Genomic DNA, 20128 nt, shown 5'->3' with positions numbered 1-20128 from the left:
TTCAGAGGGTGACGCCGAAGCCGTGCACGGCCAGCCGCACCAGCACCGGACCCGGACGCAGCAGGTCGGCGACCCGCTCCGCGCTGGCTGCCTCGAGATCGCTGACGCGGACCGCGTAGGCAGCCGGGCCCTCCAGCCGCGCGGCGTGCAGCGCGTACGTATTGGCCCACACCTTGCGGCGTGACTCGCGCAGGAAGGCGCGGCTGGCCCGGCGGTTGACCGGTGCGAGCAGCCGGTCCAGCGGTGTCCGGCGGCCGCCCACCCGCTGGAGCGCGACGTCCTCCTCGGCGATCCGGGAGGCCAGGACGTCGTCGATCCGTTCGTGGTCGCGCCGACGGCGGTCCAGCAGGGACGGCGAGGCGAAGTCCTCGGACGGGATGACCGCGATCAGGGACTGCGGCAGGTCGTAGTTGATGTGCGCGTTCATCCCGAGCAGCACGTGCGCCTCGGGCGGTAGGCCCGGGGCCGCGCCGAAGGCCAGCCGCCAGGGTCCGGCGACCGCGTCCGGCGAGGCCCGGTGGAGGGTGAGGGCATCGAGGTACAGGTCGGCGAAGGCGACGTCCCACCCGGTGACCCACGCCAGGTCCTCGAACCGCCCCCGGGCCAGCGCCACCCCACCGCCTGCGTGGTGCGCAGGTACGTGCCGAGGAAGAACCTCGCAGGGTCGCCGTCGGCTTCCAGCGGAGCGAGCAGCGCCCCCATCCGCGCCACCAGCGCACCGACGGCGTCCGTCATGGGGTCTTCCTCAGAGGAGCGCGTCCAGGCCCTCGTCCGGCGAGAGGCCCAGCCCCGCGTCGACGGGCGGCCGGTGGGGCTGGTCGAGGCCGCGCATGCGGGCCGCGTGCAGGGCCAGCAGGAGGTTCAGCCGCAGCGTCGGGTCCGTGGTGAACGGACCGAGCAGCCGCTCCAGCTTCCCGATCCGGTAGCGCATGGTGTTGTAGTGGAAGTGCAGCCGACGCGCGGACTCGGCCACGTTGAGGTTGGTCTCGAGCAGGACGCGCAGCGTCTCCCGCAGGTCGGCGGAGTCGGCGTCGGCGGCGTCGGCCAGCGAGCCGAGCACCTCGTCGACGTAGGTCCGCAGCTCGGTGCTGTCGGGGATCAGCGACAGCAGGCGGAACACGCCCAGCTGGTCGAAGTGCGTGACCGCGGAGCCGCCGTGGATCTCCTGACCGACGCCCAGGGCGCGCTGCGCCTGGCGATGGGCCTCCTGCAGCGCCGACAGGGAGTCCGCGGGCCGGCCGATCCCCGTGCCGAGCAGGCGGCCCACCCGGCGCAGCCGGCCGTTGACCCGTGAGGTGACGGCAGCGACGAGGGCGGACACCTCCTCGGCCGTCCGGCCGTCGAGGGGCAACAGCGTCACGATCTCGGTGGCGAGCCCAGCCACCGCTGCTCCGGCGACCTCGGGCTCCAGGGCGGCGCGCCACCCGTCGGCCAGCCGGTCGAGGACGTCGAGCGCCCTGGTCGGGTCGGCGGTCGCGTCGGCGACGGTCTCGGTGGCGGTGACCAGCACCGCGACCGGCCCGTCGAGCCGCCAGCCGAAGGAGCGCGTGTAGGCGAGGGTCCGTTCCGTGTGGCCGACCGAGCCGCCCACCAGCCGGCGCACGAGGTCGCCCTGGAAGCGCAGCTCCACCGAGTGGACCGCCTGGAGGCGGATGACCGAGAGCGCGGCGATGACGGCGGCCCGCTCGAGCACGCCACCGGCGCCGAGCATCATCGCCCCGCTGCGGTGCACCGCCACCAGCCAGCCGTGCCGTTGGTCGCCGGCCATGATCGGGGCGACCGCGTACTCCCCACCCCGCCCGGCAGCTGGTGGTGACCGGGCACGAGCAGGATGCCGTCGGCCGGCGAGGCGTCGGCGTCCAGGTCGGCTGGGGTCACCACCGTCTGGTCGGCCCGGACGCCGGACAGCCGGCGCGAGGGCGTCATGGCGGCCAGCTCGTCGTCGGCGGCGGCGTCCAGCAGCCACAGCCAGTCGCTGATCTCCACGACGTCGTCCCGCGGCCCCGCGCTGGTAACGACCTCGCGGTCGGGACCCAGCCCGAGGACGGCGGTCCCCTCGAGCATGACCGCCAAGCGCTGGGTGACCTCGGCGAGCCCGCCGCCGGTGAGGGCGACCTCCATGAACTCGTCGTCCATGCGGGAGGAGAGTGCGAGCGCCTGGCTCTGCTTGCTGACGACCGCGCCGAGCACCTCGGACACGATCTCGTCCAGCCGGACCCCGCCGGGCAGCGCCAGCACCGGGAGGCCTCTGCGCTCGGCCTCGGCGAGGACCTCGCCCGGTACGGGTGCCGGACCCTCCGTGCGCCGGAAGGCCAGCGCTGCGGTGCCCATGGAGTCCAGCCGCTCGACGAGCGCGCGGTAGTTCGCCGGGTCGGCGGGCGGCAATCGCGCACCGAGGACGATCAGCACGTCGGGGCCGGCCGCCGAGAGGGGTTCGCCGGGTCGTCGACCACCATGTGCCGGACCACGCGCCCCAGCCCCGAACCGCCGGCGGCGACGGAGGTGCCCGCGAGCCCGCGGAGCTGGAGCGCCTCCTCGACCGTGAGGCCCATCCGCTCCTGCCAGCTGGTGCGATCGTCGCGGGGACCTCCACCCGCGACTCGTCGACAGCCCAGTTACGCCGGAAAGGAACGGATCCATCACGGTGCGTCGGCATGATGAGTGAAGCATCACCCTGGGTCACGACGTATCCCCCTCTTGTCGCGGTCCAGGTTGCCACACCCCACGAGCCTGTCAGGTGTCCCCGGACGCCGGGGTCCATTCTTGGCGAGTTCCGCCATGAGACGGCGTGCGACGCGCCGCTTAGGTTCGAGACCGGTCCACACCGTTCGCAGGATGGTAGGCCGTCGCCGGACCCCGGTGACCACCCACCCTCCGCTGCGGCCGGAGCGGGCCGGGCCGAGCGGGGGTACTGGGCACCTCCCGTCGCCCCTCCGCCGAAGGGTCGCATCATGCGCACGATCGACGAGACCACCGCCCCGGGCAGCCGCCCCCAGACGGATCCTCGCAGCGCGGCCGGGCCGCGCGCGCCGGGGTCCCCACCATCCCCCTCCCCGCGACCAGGCACAGGCGGCGGCGCGCACCGCCCGGCCGGCGCGCGCAGCCACCGCGGTACCGGCTGCGGCGAGCACCGGCATCGCCGAACTGCTGCGCGGACCGGTTCGGCCGGCCCGGGTCCTCCTCAGCATCCCGGCCGCCGTGTACGTCCACGTCCCCAACGACCGGGGCGGTGACGTCGTCGGCGTGATGACCAGCGACGCCGCGCGGCTGCCCTCGGCTGCGTGCTGTTCCGGCCCAGCAACGGCCGGCCCCTGGTCGCGCTGCCTGCCGGGGCGCCGGCCGAGGTGGGCGGTGGCCGCATCGTCGTGGGCGACCTCGCCGTCAGCGCCGCCGCCTGGTGGAACCCGCGTCCCAAGCTGCCGAGCCTGCGGCCCGCCCTGCTCCCCGAGGGCGTGCGCCAGCTGCGCAACGCGCTCTACGGCGAGGGCGTCCCACACAGCGCCTTCACGCTGCCGGGCCTGCCCGTCGGGCCGGGCGGCCCGCTGGCCGCCCTCCGCGGAGCGGTCCGCCGGGCCGACCTGGACGCCGCCCTGCGCACCGCGACCCGGCTGATCGGCCTCGGCCCCGGACTGACCCCGCCGGCGACGACGTCATGGCCGGGACGATCGCCGGACTGGTGCTTCTCGGCCACCCGTCCGCCGAGCGGTTCGCCGCCGGCGTGTACGCGCTGGCCGCAGGGCGCACGACCGAGCTGTCCCGCGCCCTGCTCCGGCACGCCGCGTGCGGCCGGGTCAGCGCCGAGTACGCCTCGGTCCTGCACGCGCTCGTCGGCGAGCGCCCGCTGGCACCCGCCGTCGCCGGGCTCCTGTCCACCGGTTCCACCAGCGGCCGGGCCCTCGCGCTGGGCCTGTCCACCGCCATCGACCTCGTGGAGCGGACCACCCGACCCCGCTGAGGGCCTCAGCCCTCGGCTTCCGGCACGAGGGGGACGAGGCTGTCCCACTGTGCGATCAGGCACCCGTCGGAGCGGGCGAGCCGGACGTCGACCGACTCGCCGCCCCAGCGGCCGATCACGTGCGCGGTCTGCGGGCCACCGAACTGCTGCGTGCAGGCCAGGTCGTCCGGCAGCGGCGCGAAGGGGTCCTCCACACCGGCCAGGTGCGCGCAGGCTGCCTCCGCCTCGGGGTGGCTGCCCTCCACGAATCCCACGCACGTGAGGGTCCACTCCACGGGCTGGGTGCCGTCGCCGCGGTCGACCGTCACCTGGAGGTCGTTGTCCGCCTGCGAGATGCCACCCCGGCCGCCGGGTCGCCCGTCGTCTCCGCGGGGTCGGGAACCCCGGCAGCGCCGTCCTCGGCGGGATCGGCGCACGCCGTCAGCACCGCGAGCGAGGCGACGAGGATGGCGAACGGCCGGCGCACGGGTTCCTCCGTCAGACGCGGGAGGCGTGGATGCTCGTGACCAGGATGGCGCGGGCGCCGAGCTCCCAGAGCTCGTCCATCACCCGGTTGGTGTCGGCCTGGGCCACCATGGCGCGGACCGCCGACCACCCCGCCCGCTGCAGCGGGCTCACGGTCGGCCCTCGATGCCGGGCGTGATCGCGGTGGCCTCGGCCAGGATGTCGTCGGGGCAGTCGTAGTCGAGCATCACGTACTGGCGGGCGACGAGCACGCCCTTGAGCCGGCGCCGCAGCTGGGCGACGGCCGGGATCTCCTCGGCCCCTCCCGGCGGACCATGATCGCCTCACTGGTGAGCACGGGCTCGCCGATGATGTGCAGACCTGCGGCGCGCAACGTCGTCCCCGTCTCGACGACGTCGCAGACGGCGTCGGCCACGCCCAGCCGGCAGGCGGTCTCGACCGCCCCGTCGAGCTTGACCACGTCGGCCTCGATGCCTGACTCCTCGAGGAAGCGCCGGAGCAGCACGGGGTAGGCGGTGGCGATCCGCTTCCGGGCGAGCTGCTCGACCTTCTCGATGCCCGACTCCACCGGGGAGGCGAACCGGAAGGACGACCGCCCGAAGCCCAGGGACATGACCTCGACGGCGACCGGCCCCTCGCCGTCGTCCGGCGCGGTCTCCAGCAGCATGTCGCGGCCGGTGATGCCCACGTCGAGCGTGCCGGCGGCGACGTAGACGGCGATGTCACGCGGGCGGAGGTAGAAGAACTCGGTGTCGTTGTCCGGGTCGTAGACCGCGAGGTCCTTGGTGCTGCGCCGCTGGCGGTACCCGCTCTCGGCGAGCATCTCGGCCGCGGGTTCGCTCAGGACGCCCTTGTTGGGCACGGCGATGCGCAGCACTCGAGGTCTCCTCGGAGGTGAGATGACAGGGCGGCCCTCGAGCAGGGCCCCGCGGCGCGCGGAGCGTGTCGTGGGGGCTCGAGGGTCCTTTTTCAGAGGTGAGCGTAGACGTCGTCCAGCGTCAGGCCCCGGGTCAGCATGAGCACCTGCACCCGATAGAGGAGCTGGCTGATCTCCTCCGCCGTCCGCTCGTTCGTCTCGTGCTCGGCGGCCATCCACGACTCGGACGCCTCCTCCACGACCTTCTTGCCGGCGGCGTGGACGCCGTCCCGCACGGCCTGCACCGTTCCCGACGCCGGATCGGCGGCGGCCACCTTCGCCGACAACTCCGCGAACAGCTCGTCGAAGGTCTTCACAGCATCCCGTTCCGCGTCACGCCCGTCGGCGGGGAGGCGAACCCGGTGGCCCGCGCCGGCACGCGCAGTCCCCGCAGGGTGAGCGCCGTGGCGAGCGCGGCGATGGCGGCCTCCCAGCCCTTGTCCTCGGCCGAACCCGGCAGGCCGGCCCGGTCCCGTGCCTGCTCCTCGGTGTCGCACGTGAGGACGCCGTTGCCGACCGGCTTGCCGGCGTCGAGCGCCACCCGCGTGAGGCCCGCGGTGACCGCGTCGCAGACGTACTCGAAGTGCGGCGTCCCGCCCCTGATCACGACGCCCAGCGCGACGACGGCGTCGTGCCGCTCGGCCAGCGCTTGGGCGAGGACCGGCAGTTCGACCGCCCCCGGCGCGCGGACCACGGTCGGCTCGGTCACGCCGCTCTCCGTCGCGGCCTCGACGGCGCGGGCGAGCAGCTGGTCGGTGATCTCGGCGTGCCAGGTCGTGGCGACGATGCCCAGCGTCAGCCCGGCCGCGTCGACCGGCTCGATCACGGGAGCTCCACTACCGCTCATGAAGGCTGCTCGTCCACGCGCAGGGGACGTTCTCCGGGATGGGGTCGGCGTGCGCGGGCTCGCCGGGGGCGCCGGCCGGACCGGCCGTCTCCTCCAGGCTGGCCGGCGGCTCGATGATGTCGAGCAGGTGCCCCATCCGGTCCCGCTTGGTGCGCAGGTAGGACAGGTTCTCCGCGGTGACGTGGCTGGGCAGCGACACGCGGCCCAGGATGCTCAGGCCGTACCCCTCCAGCCCGGCGCGCTTGGCCGGGTTGTTGGTGAGCAGCCGCATCGTGTGCACGCCGAGGTCGACCAGGATCTGCGCCCCGGTGCCGTAGTCGCGGGCGTCGGCGGGCAGGCCCAGGTCGAGGTTGGCGTCGACGGTGTCCACGCCCAGGTCCTGGAGCTGGTAGGCCTGCAGCTTGTGCAGCAGGCCGATCCCCGGCCCTCGTGGCCGCGGATGTAGAGCACGATGCCGCGCCCCTCCTGGGCGACGGCGGCGAGCGCGGCCTGCAGCTGCGGGCCGCAGTCGCAGCGCAGCGAGCCGAAGACGTCGCCGGTGAGGCACTCGGAGTGCACGCGCACCAGCACGTCCTCGCCGTCGCCGATGTCGCCGTAGACGAAGGCCACGTGCTCGCGGTCGTCGTAGGAGCTGGAGTACCCGACCGCGGTGAAGGTGCCGGGGGCCAGCGGGACGGTCGCCTCGGCCACCCGCTCGACCAGCTTGTCGAAGCGCTTGCGGTAGGCGATGAGGTCGGCGATCGACACCATCACCAGGTCGTGCTCGTCGGCGAAGACGCGCAGCTCCTCACCGCGGGCCATGCCGGTCGGGTCCTTCTCGCTGACGATCTCGCACAGCACGCCGGACGGGCGCAGGCCGGCGAGCACCGCGAGGTCGACGGCGGCCTCGGTGTGCCCGGGCCGGCGCAGCACGCCGCCGTCCTTCGCGCGCAGTGGCACGATGTGGCCCGGGCGGCTCAGGTCCTGGGCGGTGGTGTCGGCCGAGGCGAGCGTCCGGATGGTGGTCGCCCGGTCCGAGGCCGAGATGCCCGTCGTGACGCCCTCGCGCGCGTCCACGGTGACGGTGTACGCGGTGCCGTGGCGGTCCTGGTTGACCCGGAACATCGGCGGCAGGTCGAGCCGGTCCGCGTCGGCCTCGGTCACGGCCACGCAGATGTAGCCGGAGGTGTACCGGACCATGAAGGCGACGAGCTCCGGGGTCGCGAGCTCGGAGGCGAAGATGAGGTCGCCCTCGTTCTCACGGTCCTCGTCGTCGATGACGACGACCGGCCGGCCGCTCTTGATGGCGGCGATGGCGGTCTCGATGGTGTCGAGACGGGCCAGGGGGCTGTCGGTCATCGCCGGTCTCCCAGCAGGCGTTCCACGTACTTGGCGATCACGTCGACCTCCAGGTTGACGGTCTCCCCGGGGCGCGCGCACCGAGCGTGGTCTCGCGGAGGGTGGTGGGGATGAGGCTGACCTCGAACCAGGGTTCGGGCACGTCGGCGGCACTGACGGCGCTCACGGTGAGCGAGACGCCGTCGACGGCGATGGAACCCTTCTCGACGACGTAGCGGGCAAGCCCGGTGGGCAGCGCGATGCGCACGACTTCCCAGCGCTCGCCGGGCGTGCGGGCCAGGACGCGGCCGACGCCGTCGACGTGGCCCTGCATCAGGTGGCCGCCGAGGCGGGTGTGGGGGTGACGGCACGCTCGAGGTTCACCGGCCGCCCGGCCACCGCGGCGCCGAGGCTGCTGCGGGACAGGGTCTCGGCCATCACGTCGGTGCTCCAGACGTCGCCGTCGACGGCGGTCACGGTGAGGCACACGCCGTTGACGGCGATCGAGTCGCCGAGCGTGACGTCCTCGAGCACGGTGGCGGCCCGGATCCGCAGCACTGCCGAGTCCGGCTGGTCCTCGCGGAGGACCACGGTGCCCACCTCTTCGACGATCCCGGTGAACACCTCAACTCCCTCCGTCCGCGTGCTGGTCGCCACCAGTGTGCCGGGTGGGCCGCAGCCGGATCTGCACGTCCCCGCCCATCGGGATGAGATCGACGATCCGCAGGGACAGCGCGCCGGCCATCGTGCTGATTCCCAGGTCGCCCACGAGTGACGGCCCGGCCCCGAGGAGCGTGGGCGCCAGGTGCACCACCACCTCGTCGACGACGGCGTCGCGCAGGAACGCGGCGACCAGGGTCGGGCCGCCCTCGAGGAGCACCCGGCGGACGTCGCGGTCGTGCAGCTCGGCCAGCAGCTCGGCCGGTGTGCCGGCCCGGCTCACGTACGTCGAGGCGGCCGCGTCGAACACCCGGGCGGTCTCCGGGACGCGTCCACGGCGGTCGACGACGACCCGGAGCGGCTGCCGCCCGGTGGCCGCCCCTCGGCGTCGCGCACGGTGAGCTGCGGGTCGTCGGTGAGCGCGGTCCCGGAGCCGACGACCACGGCGTCGCAGGTGGCCCGGAGGCGGTGGACGGCGGCACGCGCCTCGGTGCCGGTGATCCACCGGCTGGTGCCGTCCGCGGCGGCCACCCGGCCGTCGAGGGTGGTGGCGACCTTCCACACGACGAAGGGCCGGTGGTCGCGGACGCCGGTCAGCCAGGACCCGAGGGCTCCCTGCTCGGCGGCGTCCTGCTCGATCCCGACCTCGACCCCGATCCCCGCCTCGCGGAGGCGGGCGGCTCCCCGCCGGCCAGCTCGGTGGGCTCGGGGACGGCGACGACGACGCGGGCGACGCCGGCGTCGATCAGCGCGTCCGCGCACGGACCGGTGCGGCCGGTGTGCGCGCACGGCTCCAGGGTGACGACGACGGTGCCCCCGCGGGCCCGGTCACCGGCCTGCGCGAGCGCAGCGATCTCGGCGTGCGGCCCCCGGGCGGGGCAGTGGCACCCTCCCCACGGGCGTGCCGTCAGCCCCGAGGACCACCGCTCCCACCGCCGGGTTGGGACTGGTCGTGCCGAGGACCGAGAGGCCGAGCTCGCGCGCCCGGGCCATCCCGCGCAACTCGGCGGCCGACGCGCTCACCCGCGCATCGCCGCGGCCGCCTGCTGGCGCAGCGCCGCGATCGCCTTCCCGGGGTCGTCCGCGCCGTAGACCGCCGACCCGGCGACGAACATGTCCACCCCGGCCTCGGCGGCCTGCTCGATGGTGTCGGCGTTGATGCCGCCGTCGATCTCGACGACCAGGGTCAGCTCACCGGCATCGACGAGCCGGCGGGCCGTCCGCACCTTGTCCAGGACGTCGGTGATGAACGACTGCCCGCCGAAGCCGGGTTCGACGCTCATGACCAGCAGCGTGTCGAAGTCGCGCAGGACGTCGAGGTAGGTCTCCAGCGGCGTCCCGGGCTTGATCGCCAGCCCGGCGAGGGCGCCGGCGGCGCGGATGTCGCGGGCCAGTGCGCGCGGGTCGGTGCACGCCTCGGCGTGCACCGTCACGTTGCGCGCGCCCGCCTCTGCGTAGCCGGGCGCCCAGCGGTCCGGGTTCTCGATCATGAGGTGGCAGTCGAGCGGCACCGGGCTGACCGCCTGCACCGCCTGCATGACCGGGAGGCCGAAGGTCAGGTTGGGCACGAAGTGCGCATCCATCACGTCGAAGTGCAGCCAGTCGGCGTCGGCGACCCGCTGCGTCTCCTCGGCCAGGCGCGCGAAGTCCGCGGACAGGAGGCTGGGCGCGATCTTCGGTTCGCGGGGCACGTCCGCCGAGTCTAGGTGGACGGACGCGCTCGTCTCCCGGACGGCCGCTCGCGGAGTCAGCCGTCGTCGACCTCCTCGCTGTAGCCCTCGTTGAGGAGCCGCTCGACCCGCTCGAGACCCAGCGGCAGGTCCAGGCGGCGGAGCGTGACCTAGACCCGGATGCTGCCGACGGTCGCCGGGTCGCTCCGGGACGGCTGACCTGGCTGCAGCGGGGGCAGCGGGCGGACCGGGATGGTCCAGAGCTTCAGCGGGGCCCGGACCGGCGGCAGCACCGGACCGACCGGCGGGCGGGGCGGCCTCGGGTGGGGCGCGGGGGTTCCGGGGGCGATTCCGTCGCGACGATGCGCAGGTCCATCTCGATGTCGGCACTGTCGATGGCCAGCGCCGGGAGGGTGACGATGCTCAGCAACGGCAGGGAGGCGGTCACCCGTCGGGAGACCAGCTCGTCACCGGCACCCACCTCCGTGCGGTCGAAGGCGAAGCTGAACGTCCGCGCGCGGAGGGGTCCCTCGCCGTCCTCGGGCTCCTCGAAGCCGACGCGCTCGATGAACTCGGCGAGCTGGCTGGACAGCATTCCCTGCGCCTTCACCAGCGACCCCAGGGTCGATCCGAGGTAGTCCTCGATCAACCGCGCGGTCGCGCTGACCGGTTCGGCCACGGTGCCCCCTCAGTCCGGGACGACGACGCGTTCGCCGCCGACGTCGACCGTCGCCTTCTGGACGTCGCGGAAGGTCAGGGCCGCCCGCTGGATCTGCTCGGGCGGCACCCCGGCGAGCGACTCGGCGTCGAGCCGGATGAACAGCCGCTGCCTCGGCTTGCTCTTCTGCGCAGCCGTCCGGAGCGCCTTCTGCAGCTCCTGGACGTCCCTGACGACGGCGAGGAGCTGCTCCCGTGCCGGGGCGCTGGCCGACGCGGTGAGCGCGGCCAGGTCGGCCCGGCTGAGCCGCTCGACGTCCGGGATCGGCTCATCCCGGAACACCTCGGGGTCCTCGCGGGCGCGGTCGTAGAGGTCCCGCATCCGCTCGTGCTGCTCGACGAGGCGCCTCAGCCGCGCGCCGGTGTCCTCCGGGGCCCCGCGGAGGAGCGACGCCAGCTCCCGCTCGCCGATCGCGACCACCGGCCGGCGGACCAGTTCCAGCCGCGGCGGGCGGATCTCCTCCACCGAGTCCACGACGTACGGGACGTCGAACCGCGCCTCGGCGAGGGCGAACGCCGGCACCGGCAAGGACCTCAGGTGCTCGTCGGCCTCGTACACCGCCGCCAGGTCGGCCGTGGCCGTGTCGAGCGCGTGGCGGGCGGCGACGAGCGAGTTCGCCAGTGCCGACACCGCCTCGCCGAACTCGACCGTCATGCGGGCTCTTCCACGCCGTCGTCGATCGCCGTCTGCAGGATCGTGAGCACGCGGTCGAGGCCGGCCGGCATCTCGTCCTGCACGGCGTAGACGTGCACCTTGAGCGTCGAGGAGCGGTTGACCTGGTCGGAGGTCTTGGTGTTGCGGGTGTAGCTCGCCTTGACGGAGAACTTCACGCCCCAGAAGCCGCCCGAGGCCTCGGCGCTGATCCCGAAGGTCGAGTCGGTGGTGTTCAGCGTGCTGCTGCTCACCTGCGCCTCGAAGTCGACGGTCGCCTCCTTCACCCGGATGAACGGCACCGGGACGATCGTCAGCAGCGGGACGGTGAGCGCCACCGTCTCCGTCGTCAGGACGTCGGTGGGCCCGTCGTCGTCCTCGCGAGCCGGAACGCGACGCTGGAAGGAGAAGTCCACGGTGCGTGCGGTCTGCGCTCCGCCGCCCCCGGGCGGCGGGTTGAGGCCGACCTGCTGGATGAAGTCCACCGTGCTGGAGGCCGCCAGCGCCTGCGCCTTGACCACCGCCTGGAGCGGCCCGCCGATGATCTGCTCCATGGGCAGGGCCATCTCCTGCCCGATGTTGATCGGCATGACGGTGCTCCTTCGCTCGGGGTCAGGACCTCTTCGTCGCCGCCCGGGGTGCGGGCGGGGTCGTAGCGGGCGGGGTCGTGGCGGTGCGGACCCTCGTGGACCGGGACCCGGGCCCCGCCGCTGGGCCCTGCACGGTCCGTCGGGCGGCGGGAGCGGACGTGGCGACCGACGCCGGCGTCGTCGCCAGCAGGCGCGCGGCGCCCAGCAGCGGGTCCAGCAGGTCGAGCGCGCGCTGGGCGAGCCGGGACAGCTCGTCCCACTCCTGCCCGGCCGCAGCACCGGCGACCCGCCGCGCCGTGCGCTGCTGGATCAGGAGGCCACTCAGCTTCGCGTACTCGGCGCCCACCTCGGCGTAGCGCGCCGACTCCAGGCCGGACACGACCGAGGCCCACACCTCGACGGCCGCCGGCAGGGTCCGCGGACGGCCGGGGGCGGTCGGGACGCGACCGGCCGACCCCGCGGGACGACCGGCCGGTGCTCGTCATGGTGCCTCCCCACGAGCCTGACCGGAGTATGGAGAGGCAGCGCTGCGGCGGACAAGGCGATCGGGTGCGAGGAGGCGGACGGATCGGATCCGCATCCGTCGTGGAGCACCGTCGCTCGTCCGGGCGCGCGGTCACCCATGTGGGTGCCCGAGGCGCGGAATCGAGCGTCCGGCGCCTACCGTCCGTGATCGTGCGCCCCAGGCCGTCCCCGACGGATCGACGTCCGACCTGGCCGTCCGGTGATCCGCTCACGGAGGGTGAGTGGCGGGCGGGCGTCCGCCCGGCGGTGTTCGCTTCCGGCAACTGGGTGGTGGACGACCACGGCCCGGTCATCGACGCCGGCCCGGGTGCCGCCGTGGACGACCATGCGCCTGCCGTCGACTGGGCGGAGGTGGAGCGCCGCGGCCGCCGAGCGGGGCTCCTGCTGCCCACCCTCGTCATCGCCCTCGGGGCGTCGCGCGTGCTCCTCACCGGCGACTACGCCGGCCTGCACGGCACGGCCGCCCTGTGGCTGCTGCTCGCCGTCGTGGTGCTGGTCCTGGCTGCTCCGCTCGCCGCCGCGCTGGTCCCGTGGCTGCGCGCACGCCACGACGTCGCGGCCCGCGTGCAGTACGCCCTGCGCACGCACGTCGATCCGGGGCCCGGGCTGCGCTCCCGCGTGGATGCGCTCGCCCGTCGCTCCCTGCGGCTGGCATGGATGCGCCGGGCACTGCCGGTCCTGCCCCTGTCGGTGCTGCTGCAGGCCGAGTGGGACCGGCCATCGTCGCTCCCGGCCGCGACGGTCCTCGTCGCGGCGTACGTGGCGCTGGCGGTGTGGCACCACCGGCAGCTCGTGGCTGCACGGCGCTGGACGGTGGCCCCCGCCGGGCCACCCCGGGCGTTCCCGCCGATCCCGTGGTGGGAGCCCTGGCTCGGTGGCCGGCGGCTGCTGGCGCTCGCCGGCGCCTACGTCCTCGTCGTCGTCCTCGTCCTCGCGCTGTGAACGACTGACGGGGTGAACGACGTCGACTGGGATGCCGGCGTCCGGTACGAGCGCCGGGAGGAGGCCGAGCTCTTCGCCCTGCTCGTCCTGAGCGTCGGTGCGCTCGTCGTGGTGAGGTACGACCCGACCGATCCCGACGACCACTGGGCGATCTCGGTCGCCGTCGGGGGTCTCGCAGCGTTGCCGGTCGGTGCGGCGATCTGCTTCTGGTGGAGCCGCCGCAGCGGACGGTCCGACCGCTACCGATGCGTCCACGCGATCCGGTCGGGACTCGATCCGGGTGCCGGGCTGCGCTCCAGGACCGAGCGGCTCGCGCGCGGGTACGCCGCGGACCGGTGGCTCGCGTGGCTGACCGCGCTGGTCTTCGCGTCCCAGGCAGTTCTCGGCCACTGGCAGCACCTGGCGGTCACGGTGCCCGCCGCGATCGTCTTCCTCGTCGGCCTGGGAATCGCGACGTGGCGACGGCAGTGGCTTGCCGTGGCCGCCAAGCGGTGGCTGGACGATCCTCCCGTGCCGGCGAGCGAGCGTGCCTGACCGTTCCGCTAGCGCGTGCGGCGGAGCAGCGCCATGAACATGGCGTCGGTGCCGTGCCGGTGCGGCCACAGCTGGGCGTAGCTCCCGCGCTCCATGCCGGGCACCTCCGGGAACAGCGGCGCGACGGGGATCACCTCGACGTCGTCCCTGGCCGCGGCCACCTCGACGACGCCGACCGTCTCCTCCGTGTGCGGCGAGCACGTCACGTAGGCGACCACTCCCCGGGCCGTACCGACGCGAGCGCTCCGGCCAGCAGCTCCAGCTGCAGCTCGACGAGCGGGGCGACGTCCTCGGGCGTCCGGCGCCACCGCACCTCGGGACGCCGGCGCAGCGCGCCCAGCCCGGTGCACGGGGCGTCGAGGAGGACCCGGTCGAACGACCCGGCCGGCCACGGCGCCTCGCGGCCGTCGGCGGCCAGCACCTCCACCCCGCCTCGCCGGCCAGCGCCGTGCGCACCAGGTCGGCGCGGTGCGGGGCGCGGTCGGCGGCGGTCAGCCGCACGCCGTCGGGCCGGACGGAGGCCAGCAGCCCGGCCTTGCCGCCCGGACCGGCACACATGTCGAGCCAGGCCTCGTCGCGGCCCGCCAGCGGCGCCGGGCGAGGAGCAGGCCGGCGAGCTGGCTCCCTCGTCCTGCACGGCGGCGACGCCGGAGCGGACCGAGGCCAGCCGGCCGGGGTCACCGCCGTGCAGGCGCACCGCGAACGGCGACCAGGGGCCCGCCTCGCCGCCGGACTCGGCCACCAGCGCCGCACGGTCCGTGCGCCGGGCGACCAGGTGGACCTCCGGGGCCGCGTCGTCGGCCAGGAGCGCCGGTTCGAGCTCCGCGTCGCCCCCGAGCGCGTCCCGCCAGGCGTCGACGATCCAGCGGGGGTGGTTGGTCGCCAGGGCCAGCCGCTGCTCGTCGTCGCCCCCGAGGGTGGTCAGCCACTGCTCCCGGTCACCCCCGGCGGCCACCTTGCGGAGCACCGCGTTGACCAGGCCGGAGGCACCGGTGCCCACGATCGCCCGGGTGAGGTCGACGGTGGTGTCGACGGCGGCGTGGGACGGCACCCGCAGATCGATCAGCTGATGGGTGCCGAGCCGCAGCAGGTCCAGCACACGGGGGTCGAGGTCACCCAGCGGGCGGGAGACCAGCCCGGTCAGGATCGCGTCCAGGGTGCCCTGCGCGCGCAGCGTGCCGTAGGCCAGCTGGGTGGCGAAGGCGGCGTCCCGCTCGTCGAGCTCGGGCCGTTCGCGCAGCAGCTGCGGCAGGAGCAGGTTTGCGTACGCCGCCCGCGAGGAGACGCCGTCCAGGACGTCGTAGGCCGTCAGCCGGGCACCGTCGAGCGGTCGGCGCCGGGTCGCGGGGTGCCGCTTCCTCGGCGGGCTCACTGCCCCACCCGCTCACCGGGCTGCGGACGGGCGCCGCGGGCCCAGTCGGCGGCGGGGAGCATCCGCTTGCCGGCCGGCTGGACGTCGCCGAGCCGGGCCGCGCCCCGGCCGGTGCCCACCAGCACGCCGGTCGGACCGGTCGCCAGCTCGCCGGGGGCCAGGTCCGGGCCGTCGGCGACCGGCACGACGGGGCCCACCCGCAGCCGGTCCCCGCGCCACGTCGTCCACGCGCCGGGGGCCGGGGTGACGCCGCGGACCCGCCGGTCGACCACGTGGGACGGCAGCGACCAGTCCACGCGCGCGTCGGCGGTCTCGACCTTGGGCGCGAGGCTGATCCCCTCGGCGGGCTGCGGCTCGGCCACGAGGGTGTTCGCGGAGATGCCGTCGAGGGTGGCCACCAGCAGGCCGGCGCCACTGACGGCCAGCCGGCCGAGGAGGTCGCCGGCCGTGTCCCGGGGGCCGATGGCCTCGGTGATCGTGCCGTACACCGGGCCGGTGTCCAGGCCCGCCTCCAGCCGGAAGGTCGAGGCGCCGGTGATCTCGTCACCGGCCATGATCGCGTGCTGTACCGGCGCGGCCCCGCGCCAGGCGGGCAGCAGGGAGAAGTGCAGGTTGACCCAGCCGTGCACGGGCAGGTCGAGAGCCGCCTGCGGGACGAGCGCGCCGTAGGCGACGACCGGGACGCAGTCGACGGCGAGCTCGGCGAGCTGGTCGAGGAACTCCGGCTCGCGCGGCGACCGGGGCTGCAGAATTGGGAGGCCTGCGGCGTCGGCCCGCTCGGCGACCGGCGACCGGCTGGTCGTGCGGCCCCGACCGGACCGGGCGTCCGGGCGGGTGAGGACGGCGACGACCTCGTGGTCGGAGGTGAGCAGCGCCTCCAGTGACGGGACGGCGGGCGCCGGCGTACCGGCGAACAGGATCCTCAGTGTGGGCTCACTTTGACGACCGGCGGCGGCGCCGGCAGATAAGCGGCCATCCCGGCCCACTCCGCTGCCTCGAGCTCGGCCAGGGCTACCGCGCGCGCGTCGGCGTCGAGCCGGTCGACGAACAGCACCCCGTCGAGGTGGTCGGTCTCGTGCTGGATGGCACGCGCCAGCAGCTCCGACCCGGCCACCCGCACCGGGTCGCCGTGCATGTTCCAGCCGGTGGCCACGACGTGCAGGTGCCGGCGGCAGTCCCAGCGGAAACCGGGGATCGACAGGCAGCCCTCGGGCCCCTCCTCGGTCTCCTCGCCGACCGGCGACACGTCCGGGTTGACCATGTGGCCGACCTCGCCGTCGACGAACCAGGTGAACACCCGCAGGCCGACGCCGATCTGCGGCGCGGCCAGCCCGGCCCCGCCGGCAGCGTGCATGGTCTCGGTGAGGTCGCCGACGAGCTGCCGGAGCTCGGCGTCGAAGTCGAGGACCGGAGCTGCGGGGGTGGTCAGCACCGGGTCGCCGAACAGCCGGATGGGGGTCACGCTCACCCGACGATCGTAGGCGGGCCGCCGTTCACGCCCCGCCGCCCCTGCGAAGTTGATCATCGACTGCGTGCTCGCGACACGCGGCGACCCGCTGCGCGACCGTGCACGTGGACGATGATCAACCCGGCTCCGGCGGACTACACGAGGTCGAGGGGATCGAGCTGCACCCGCACGTGCTCGGGCGCCTTCTTCGCGCTGCGCACGCCCTGCACCTCGGTGAGCGCGTGCGCGAGCGCCCCGCCCTCGCTGCGCGGCACCCGCACGAGGAAGCGCTCCCGCTCTCCCTCCTGGCCCGGCCGCGGGCGTTCGGGGACAGGTCCGAGCAGGTCGGCGTCGTCGGGGAGTCGCAGCGCCGCCAGGAACTCGGTCAGCGCCGCCGGTGACCCGGACAGGGACGCCATGCGGGTGACCGGCGGGAAGCCCAGTGCCCGGCGGTCGGCGAGCTCCCGGGCGGCGAGCCAGCCCGGGTCCCACCGGACGAGCGCCTGGACGACGGGATGGGCGGCGTCGGCGGCGACCATCACCTGTCCCCCTGCCTCCGCCGGGCGCACCAGCGCCGCCGCGTTCATCCAGCGCCGCATCGTCTCCTCCCCGGCGCGCAGGTCGGCCCGCCCGAGCAGCGCCCACGAGTCCAGCAGCAGCGCCGCTCCGTAGCCGCCTTCGGCGACCGGCTCGGCCCCGGGCGTCGCGACGACGAGTGCCGCCCCGGCCGGCACCGTCGCCAGCACGCCCGACGTGCTGCCGGAGGTGCGCACCGTCGTCCCCGGGAAGGCGCGGGCCAGCTCCTCGGCGGTCCGCGACTCGCCCACCACCGACGCGCGCAGCTTCGTGCCGTGGCAGTGCGGGCAGTCGAAGGTGGCGGCGGGCCGGGCGCACCACCGGCAGGCCGGGATCCGCGTCCCGCCCGGGCCCGGACGCGGGGAGATCCCCAGCGGGCCGGCGCAGTGCGCGCACCGGGCCGGCGCCCGGCAGCGCGCGCAGGCCAGCGATGGCACGTAGCCGCGCCGCGGCACCTGCACCAGCACCGGGGCGTCCGCGGCCAGCGCCCGGCGGGCCGTCTCGTGGGCCAGCGACGGCAGCCGCGCCGAGCGGGCGGCAGGGTCGCGGGCCAGCTCGAAGTCCTCGCCCAGCGCCTGGACCCGGGGTGCGGCTGACCGGAGGACCGCGCGGTCGGCGACCAGTTCGTGCGCCCAGCCCGATTCCACGAGCAGGGCGGCCTCGGCGGTGCGCGACGTTCCGGCGACGACGGCGGCGCAGTTGTCCAGCCAGGCCCGCTGGACGAGGACGTCGCGCGCATGCGGATAGGGCGCGCGCTCGTCGGAGTGCAGGTCGTCGCCGTCGTCCCAGATCACCACCAGGCCCAGGTCACGGACCGGGGCGAACATCGCCGCGCGGGTGCCCAGCACCACCTGGGCCGCGCCCCGGGAGGCGGCCAGGAACTGCCGGTAGCGCTTCTCCGGCGAGTCGTCGGCGCGCAGCACCGTGTACGAGTGCTGCGGCAGCAGCCCTCCCGCTGCGGCGGTGAGCCGGTCGAGGTCCTTGCCGTCGGGGACGACCACGAGCGCTCCCCGCCGTCCGGACAGCGCCGCTCGGCAGAGCTCGGCGAGCCGGGTCGGCCAGTCCTCACCCGGGAGCGCGGTCCACACGGCGCGGGCCGGGCGCCCCTCCGCCAGTGCGTCGAGCAGCGCCGGGCCGGCCTGGTAGCGGGCGAAACCGTCGGGGTCGGGCGGGCCGGGCAGCTCGTCGGGCGTGGGAGTCGGCCGCTTCTCGGCGGCGGACCGGCGCGGCGGGAGGGCCAGCCGGAGCACATCGCTCGCCGTCCCCGCGTATCGGTCGGCCACGACACGCACCAGGCGGGCGACCTGGGGCGTCAGGACGGGTTCACCGGAGGGGACGTGCGACAGCGGCTGCAGGGACCCGGGGAAGTCGGTCGTGTCGCCGATTTCCCAGACCACGCCGTCGACCAGTCGCCCGTGGAACCGCACCCGGACCCGGCAGCCCGCCCGCACGGTGTCGGCGAGCTTCTCGGGGACGGCGTAGTCGAACGGCCGGTCGAGGTGCGCCAGCGGCACGTCGACGACGACCCGTGCCACCCGCGGAGGCGCGGGTGGCGTCGGGTGATCCGTCACGGTGCGACGGTAGCCGGGAGCTACGACACGGCCGCCGTCGTCGGTCGGTCGGTCGGTGGACCCGGAGGACCCAGACGGCAGCTCAGCCCGGGTTGCCCGGGTCCACTGCTCGTCCGTGAGCCGCCCGGGGTCAGGTGCCGACAGCAGCGCGGAGCGCGTCGACGCGGTCCAGACGCTCCCAGGGCAGCTCGACGTCCGAGCGGCCGAAGTGCCCGTAGGCGGCGGTCGGGGCGTAGATCGGTCGCAGCAGGTCCAGGTCGCGGACGATGGCGCCGGGACGGAGGTCGAACACCGCGCTGATCGCCTTCTCCAGCGTGTCCTCGGGCACGGTGCTGGTACCGAAGGTCTCGACGAAGAGCCCCACCGGGTGGGCGGCACCGATGGCGTAGGCGACCTGCACCTCGCAGCGGCGGGCCAGCCCGGCGGCGACGACGTTCTTGGCCACCCAGCGCATCGCGTACGCACCGGAGCGGTCGACCTTCGACGGGTCCTTGCCCGAGAAGGCGCCCCCGCCGTGCCGGGCCATGCCGCCGTAGGTGTCGACGATGATCTTCCGGCCGGTCAGCCCGGCGTCCCCCATCGGGCCGCCGATGACGAACTTGCCGGTCGGGTTCACCAGCAGCCGGTACCCGCTGGTGGGCAGGCCGAGGGCGGCCAGCTCCGGCTCGACGACGAGTTCCTGGATGTCGGGGGCGAGCAGCTGCTCGATCGAGATGTCCTCGGCGTGCTGGGAGGAGACGACCACCGTGTCGACGGCGACCGGCTGGTCGTCCTCGTAGACGACGGTGACCTGTGTCTTGCCGTCGGGCCGCAGGTAGGGCACCGACCCGTCCTTGCGCACGGCCGACAGCCGGCGCGCGAGGCGGTGGGCCAGCGCGATGGGCAGCGGCATGAGCTCGGGGGTCTCGTCGGTGGCGTAGCCGAACATCAGGCCCTGGTCACCGGCGCCCTGGCGCTCGATCGCGTCGTCGGCGGAGCCGGAGGTGCGCGCCTCGTAGCCGGTGTCGACGCCCTGGGCGATGTCGGGCGACTGGGCGCCGATGGACACGCTGACGCCGCAGGACGCACCGTCGAAGCCCTTGCGGGAGGAGTCGTAACCGATGCGGAGGACGGTGTCGCGGACGATCGAGGCGATGTCGACGTAGCCGGCCGTGGTCACCTCACCGGCGATGTGCACCTGACCCGTGGTGATCATGGTCTCGACGGCGACCCGGCTGCGCGGGTCCTGCGCCAGCATCGCGTCCAGGATCGAGTCACTGATCTGGTCGGCGATCTTGTCGGGGTGGCCCTCGGTGACCGACTCGGAGGTGAAGAGGCGGCGTGACACTCGGTACTCCCTAACCTGGTGGGACACGTCGTGGACCGGTCGTCG

At 74.7% G+C, this 20128-nt stretch carries 24 protein-coding genes and 6 pseudogenes; 3 read left to right on the top strand and 27 right to left on the bottom strand.

Annotation, left to right across the window (positions count from 1 at the left end; translation table 11 throughout):
* Position 1 precedes the first annotated feature (1 nt).
* From U6N30_RS12705 to U6N30_RS12690, 4 genes are all read right to left on the bottom strand, one after another.
* A complete protein-coding gene (locus U6N30_RS12705) occupies positions 2-613 on the bottom strand; it encodes a DUF5995 family protein (protein ID WP_324277563.1) in 612 nt (203 codons plus the stop codon).
* Positions 614-745: 132 nt separating this feature from the next.
* Entirely contained in the window at positions 746-1768 is a 1023-nt protein-coding gene (locus U6N30_RS12700) for a PucR family transcriptional regulator (RefSeq protein WP_324277562.1), read from the bottom strand.
* Complete coding sequence (locus U6N30_RS12695) at positions 1711-2409, bottom strand: PucR family transcriptional regulator ligand-binding domain-containing protein (protein ID WP_324277561.1); 699 nt, start codon at positions 2407-2409, stop codon at positions 1711-1713. Before U6N30_RS12695 ends, U6N30_RS12700 begins: the two co-directional genes overlap by 58 nt.
* A complete protein-coding gene (locus U6N30_RS12690; protein ID WP_324277560.1) occupies positions 2403-2552 on the bottom strand; it encodes a hypothetical protein in 150 nt (49 codons plus the stop codon). Before U6N30_RS12690 ends, U6N30_RS12695 begins: the two co-directional genes overlap by 7 nt.
* Positions 2553-3652: 1100 nt before the next feature.
* On the opposite strand from U6N30_RS12690, the gene U6N30_RS12685 reads away from it, so the two are divergent.
* Entirely contained in the window at positions 3653-3955 is a 303-nt protein-coding gene (locus U6N30_RS12685; RefSeq protein WP_324277559.1) for an oxamate carbamoyltransferase subunit AllH family protein, read from the top strand.
* Between the two features lie 5 nt (positions 3956-3960).
* Here U6N30_RS12685 and U6N30_RS12680 read toward each other — a convergent pair whose 3' ends face one another.
* From U6N30_RS12680 to U6N30_RS12605, 16 genes and pseudogenes are all read right to left on the bottom strand, one after another.
* Positions 3961-4263 carry an SSI family serine proteinase inhibitor gene (locus U6N30_RS12680; protein ID WP_324277558.1) on the bottom strand — a complete coding sequence of 101 codons (303 nt, stop codon included), beginning with the start codon at positions 4261-4263 and terminating at the stop codon, positions 3961-3963.
* A complete protein-coding gene (locus U6N30_RS12675; RefSeq protein ID WP_324277557.1) occupies positions 4260-4421 on the bottom strand; it encodes a hypothetical protein in 162 nt (53 codons plus the stop codon). The genes U6N30_RS12680 and U6N30_RS12675 overlap by 4 nt, the downstream gene beginning before the upstream one ends.
* 11 nt (positions 4422-4432) lie before the next feature.
* Positions 4433-4647: pseudogene (hisG, locus tag U6N30_RS12670) on the bottom strand (ATP phosphoribosyltransferase).
* Positions 4647-5297 carry an ATP phosphoribosyltransferase gene (hisG, locus tag U6N30_RS12665; protein WP_324277556.1) on the bottom strand — a complete coding sequence of 217 codons (651 nt, stop codon included), beginning with the start codon at positions 5295-5297 and terminating at the stop codon, positions 4647-4649. Before hisG (U6N30_RS12665) ends, hisG (U6N30_RS12670) begins: the two are co-directional and overlap by 1 nt.
* 92 nt (positions 5298-5389) lie before the next feature.
* The gene (locus U6N30_RS12660) at positions 5390-5653 is read right to left on the bottom strand and encodes a phosphoribosyl-ATP diphosphatase (RefSeq protein ID WP_135158081.1); all 264 of its coding nucleotides are present in this window, start codon (positions 5651-5653) and stop codon (positions 5390-5392) included.
* On the bottom strand, positions 5650-6162 hold the full coding sequence (gene ribH, locus U6N30_RS12655; RefSeq protein WP_479690599.1) for a 6,7-dimethyl-8-ribityllumazine synthase: 513 nt from the start codon (positions 6160-6162) through the stop codon (positions 5650-5652). The genes U6N30_RS12660 and ribH overlap by 4 nt, the downstream gene beginning before the upstream one ends.
* A 10-nt stretch (positions 6163-6172) precedes the next feature.
* Positions 6173-7521, bottom strand: a pseudogene (locus U6N30_RS12650) (bifunctional 3,4-dihydroxy-2-butanone-4-phosphate synthase/GTP cyclohydrolase II).
* 37 nt (positions 7522-7558) lie between these two features.
* Positions 7559-7834 (bottom strand): hypothetical protein, encoded by a 276-nt coding sequence (locus tag U6N30_RS12645; RefSeq protein WP_324277554.1) that lies wholly within the window; start codon positions 7832-7834, stop codon positions 7559-7561.
* Positions 7834-8124 carry a riboflavin synthase gene (locus U6N30_RS12640; protein WP_324277553.1) on the bottom strand — a complete coding sequence of 97 codons (291 nt, stop codon included), beginning with the start codon at positions 8122-8124 and terminating at the stop codon, positions 7834-7836. The genes U6N30_RS12645 and U6N30_RS12640 overlap by 1 nt, the downstream gene beginning before the upstream one ends.
* A gap of 1 nt (position 8125) precedes the next feature.
* Positions 8126-8691: pseudogene (locus U6N30_RS12635) on the bottom strand (RibD family protein).
* Positions 8692-8753: 62 nt separating this feature from the next.
* Entirely contained in the window at positions 8754-9014 is a 261-nt protein-coding gene (locus tag U6N30_RS12630) for a hypothetical protein (RefSeq protein WP_324278273.1), read from the bottom strand.
* Between the two features lie 165 nt (positions 9015-9179).
* Entirely contained in the window at positions 9180-9851 is a 672-nt protein-coding gene (rpe, locus tag U6N30_RS12625) for a ribulose-phosphate 3-epimerase (RefSeq protein ID WP_324277552.1), read from the bottom strand.
* A 244-nt stretch (positions 9852-10095) separates the two neighbouring features.
* Entirely contained in the window at positions 10096-10509 is a 414-nt protein-coding gene (locus U6N30_RS12620; RefSeq protein ID WP_324277551.1) for a DUF2589 domain-containing protein, read from the bottom strand.
* Positions 10510-10518: 9 nt separating this feature from the next.
* Entirely contained in the window at positions 10519-11202 is a 684-nt protein-coding gene (locus U6N30_RS12615) for a hypothetical protein (protein WP_324277550.1), read from the bottom strand.
* The gene (locus tag U6N30_RS12610; RefSeq protein WP_324277549.1) at positions 11199-11789 is read right to left on the bottom strand and encodes a DUF2589 domain-containing protein; all 591 of its coding nucleotides are present in this window, start codon (positions 11787-11789) and stop codon (positions 11199-11201) included. Before U6N30_RS12610 ends, U6N30_RS12615 begins: the two co-directional genes overlap by 4 nt.
* Positions 11790-11811: 22 nt before the next feature.
* Positions 11812-12168 (bottom strand): hypothetical protein, encoded by a 357-nt coding sequence (locus tag U6N30_RS12605; RefSeq protein WP_324277548.1) that lies wholly within the window; start codon positions 12166-12168, stop codon positions 11812-11814.
* A 392-nt stretch (positions 12169-12560) separates the two neighbouring features.
* Here U6N30_RS12605 and U6N30_RS12600 point away from each other — a divergent pair, with 392 nt between their 5' ends.
* Complete coding sequence (locus U6N30_RS12600) at positions 12561-13256, top strand: hypothetical protein (protein ID WP_324277547.1); 696 nt, start codon at positions 12561-12563, stop codon at positions 13254-13256.
* A gap of 12 nt (positions 13257-13268) precedes the next feature.
* Positions 13269-13790, top strand: a complete 522-nt coding sequence (locus U6N30_RS12595) for a hypothetical protein (RefSeq protein WP_324277546.1) — start codon at positions 13269-13271, stop codon at positions 13788-13790.
* 8 nt (positions 13791-13798) lie between these two features.
* Here the strand turns inward: U6N30_RS12595 and U6N30_RS12590 are convergent.
* From U6N30_RS12590 to metK, 7 genes and pseudogenes are all read right to left on the bottom strand, one after another.
* Positions 13799-14157: pseudogene (locus tag U6N30_RS12590) on the bottom strand (rRNA cytosine-C5-methyltransferase); the annotation flags it as partial.
* 137 nt (positions 14158-14294) lie between these two features.
* Positions 14295-14348, bottom strand: a pseudogene (locus tag U6N30_RS12585) (hypothetical protein); the annotation flags it as partial.
* Between the two features lie 451 nt (positions 14349-14799).
* Positions 14800-15162, bottom strand: a pseudogene (locus U6N30_RS12580) (transcription antitermination factor NusB); the annotation flags it as partial.
* The gene (gene fmt, locus U6N30_RS12575; RefSeq protein WP_324277545.1) at positions 15159-16148 is read right to left on the bottom strand and encodes a methionyl-tRNA formyltransferase; all 990 of its coding nucleotides are present in this window, start codon (positions 16146-16148) and stop codon (positions 15159-15161) included. The pseudogene U6N30_RS12580 and the gene fmt, both read right to left, overlap by 4 nt.
* Positions 16085-16630: a peptide deformylase gene (def, locus tag U6N30_RS12570; protein WP_324277544.1), complete on the bottom strand. Its 546-nt coding sequence runs from the start codon at positions 16628-16630 to the stop codon at positions 16085-16087. Before def ends, fmt begins: the two co-directional genes overlap by 64 nt.
* Positions 16631-16764: 134 nt before the next feature.
* The gene (locus U6N30_RS12565; RefSeq protein ID WP_324277543.1) at positions 16765-18756 is read right to left on the bottom strand and encodes a primosomal protein N'; all 1992 of its coding nucleotides are present in this window, start codon (positions 18754-18756) and stop codon (positions 16765-16767) included.
* 130 nt (positions 18757-18886) lie between these two features.
* Positions 18887-20083 (bottom strand): methionine adenosyltransferase, encoded by a 1197-nt coding sequence (gene metK / locus U6N30_RS12560; protein ID WP_324277542.1) that lies wholly within the window; start codon positions 20081-20083, stop codon positions 18887-18889.
* Positions 20084-20128: the final 45 nt, after the last annotated feature.

Source organism: Blastococcus brunescens, assembly GCF_035320885.1.
Taxonomy (GTDB): domain Bacteria; phylum Actinomycetota; class Actinomycetes; order Mycobacteriales; family Geodermatophilaceae; genus Blastococcus_B; species Blastococcus_B brunescens.
The sequence above is the reverse complement of the archived record's forward strand: the minus strand, read 5'-3'. Positions and strand labels throughout refer to the sequence as shown.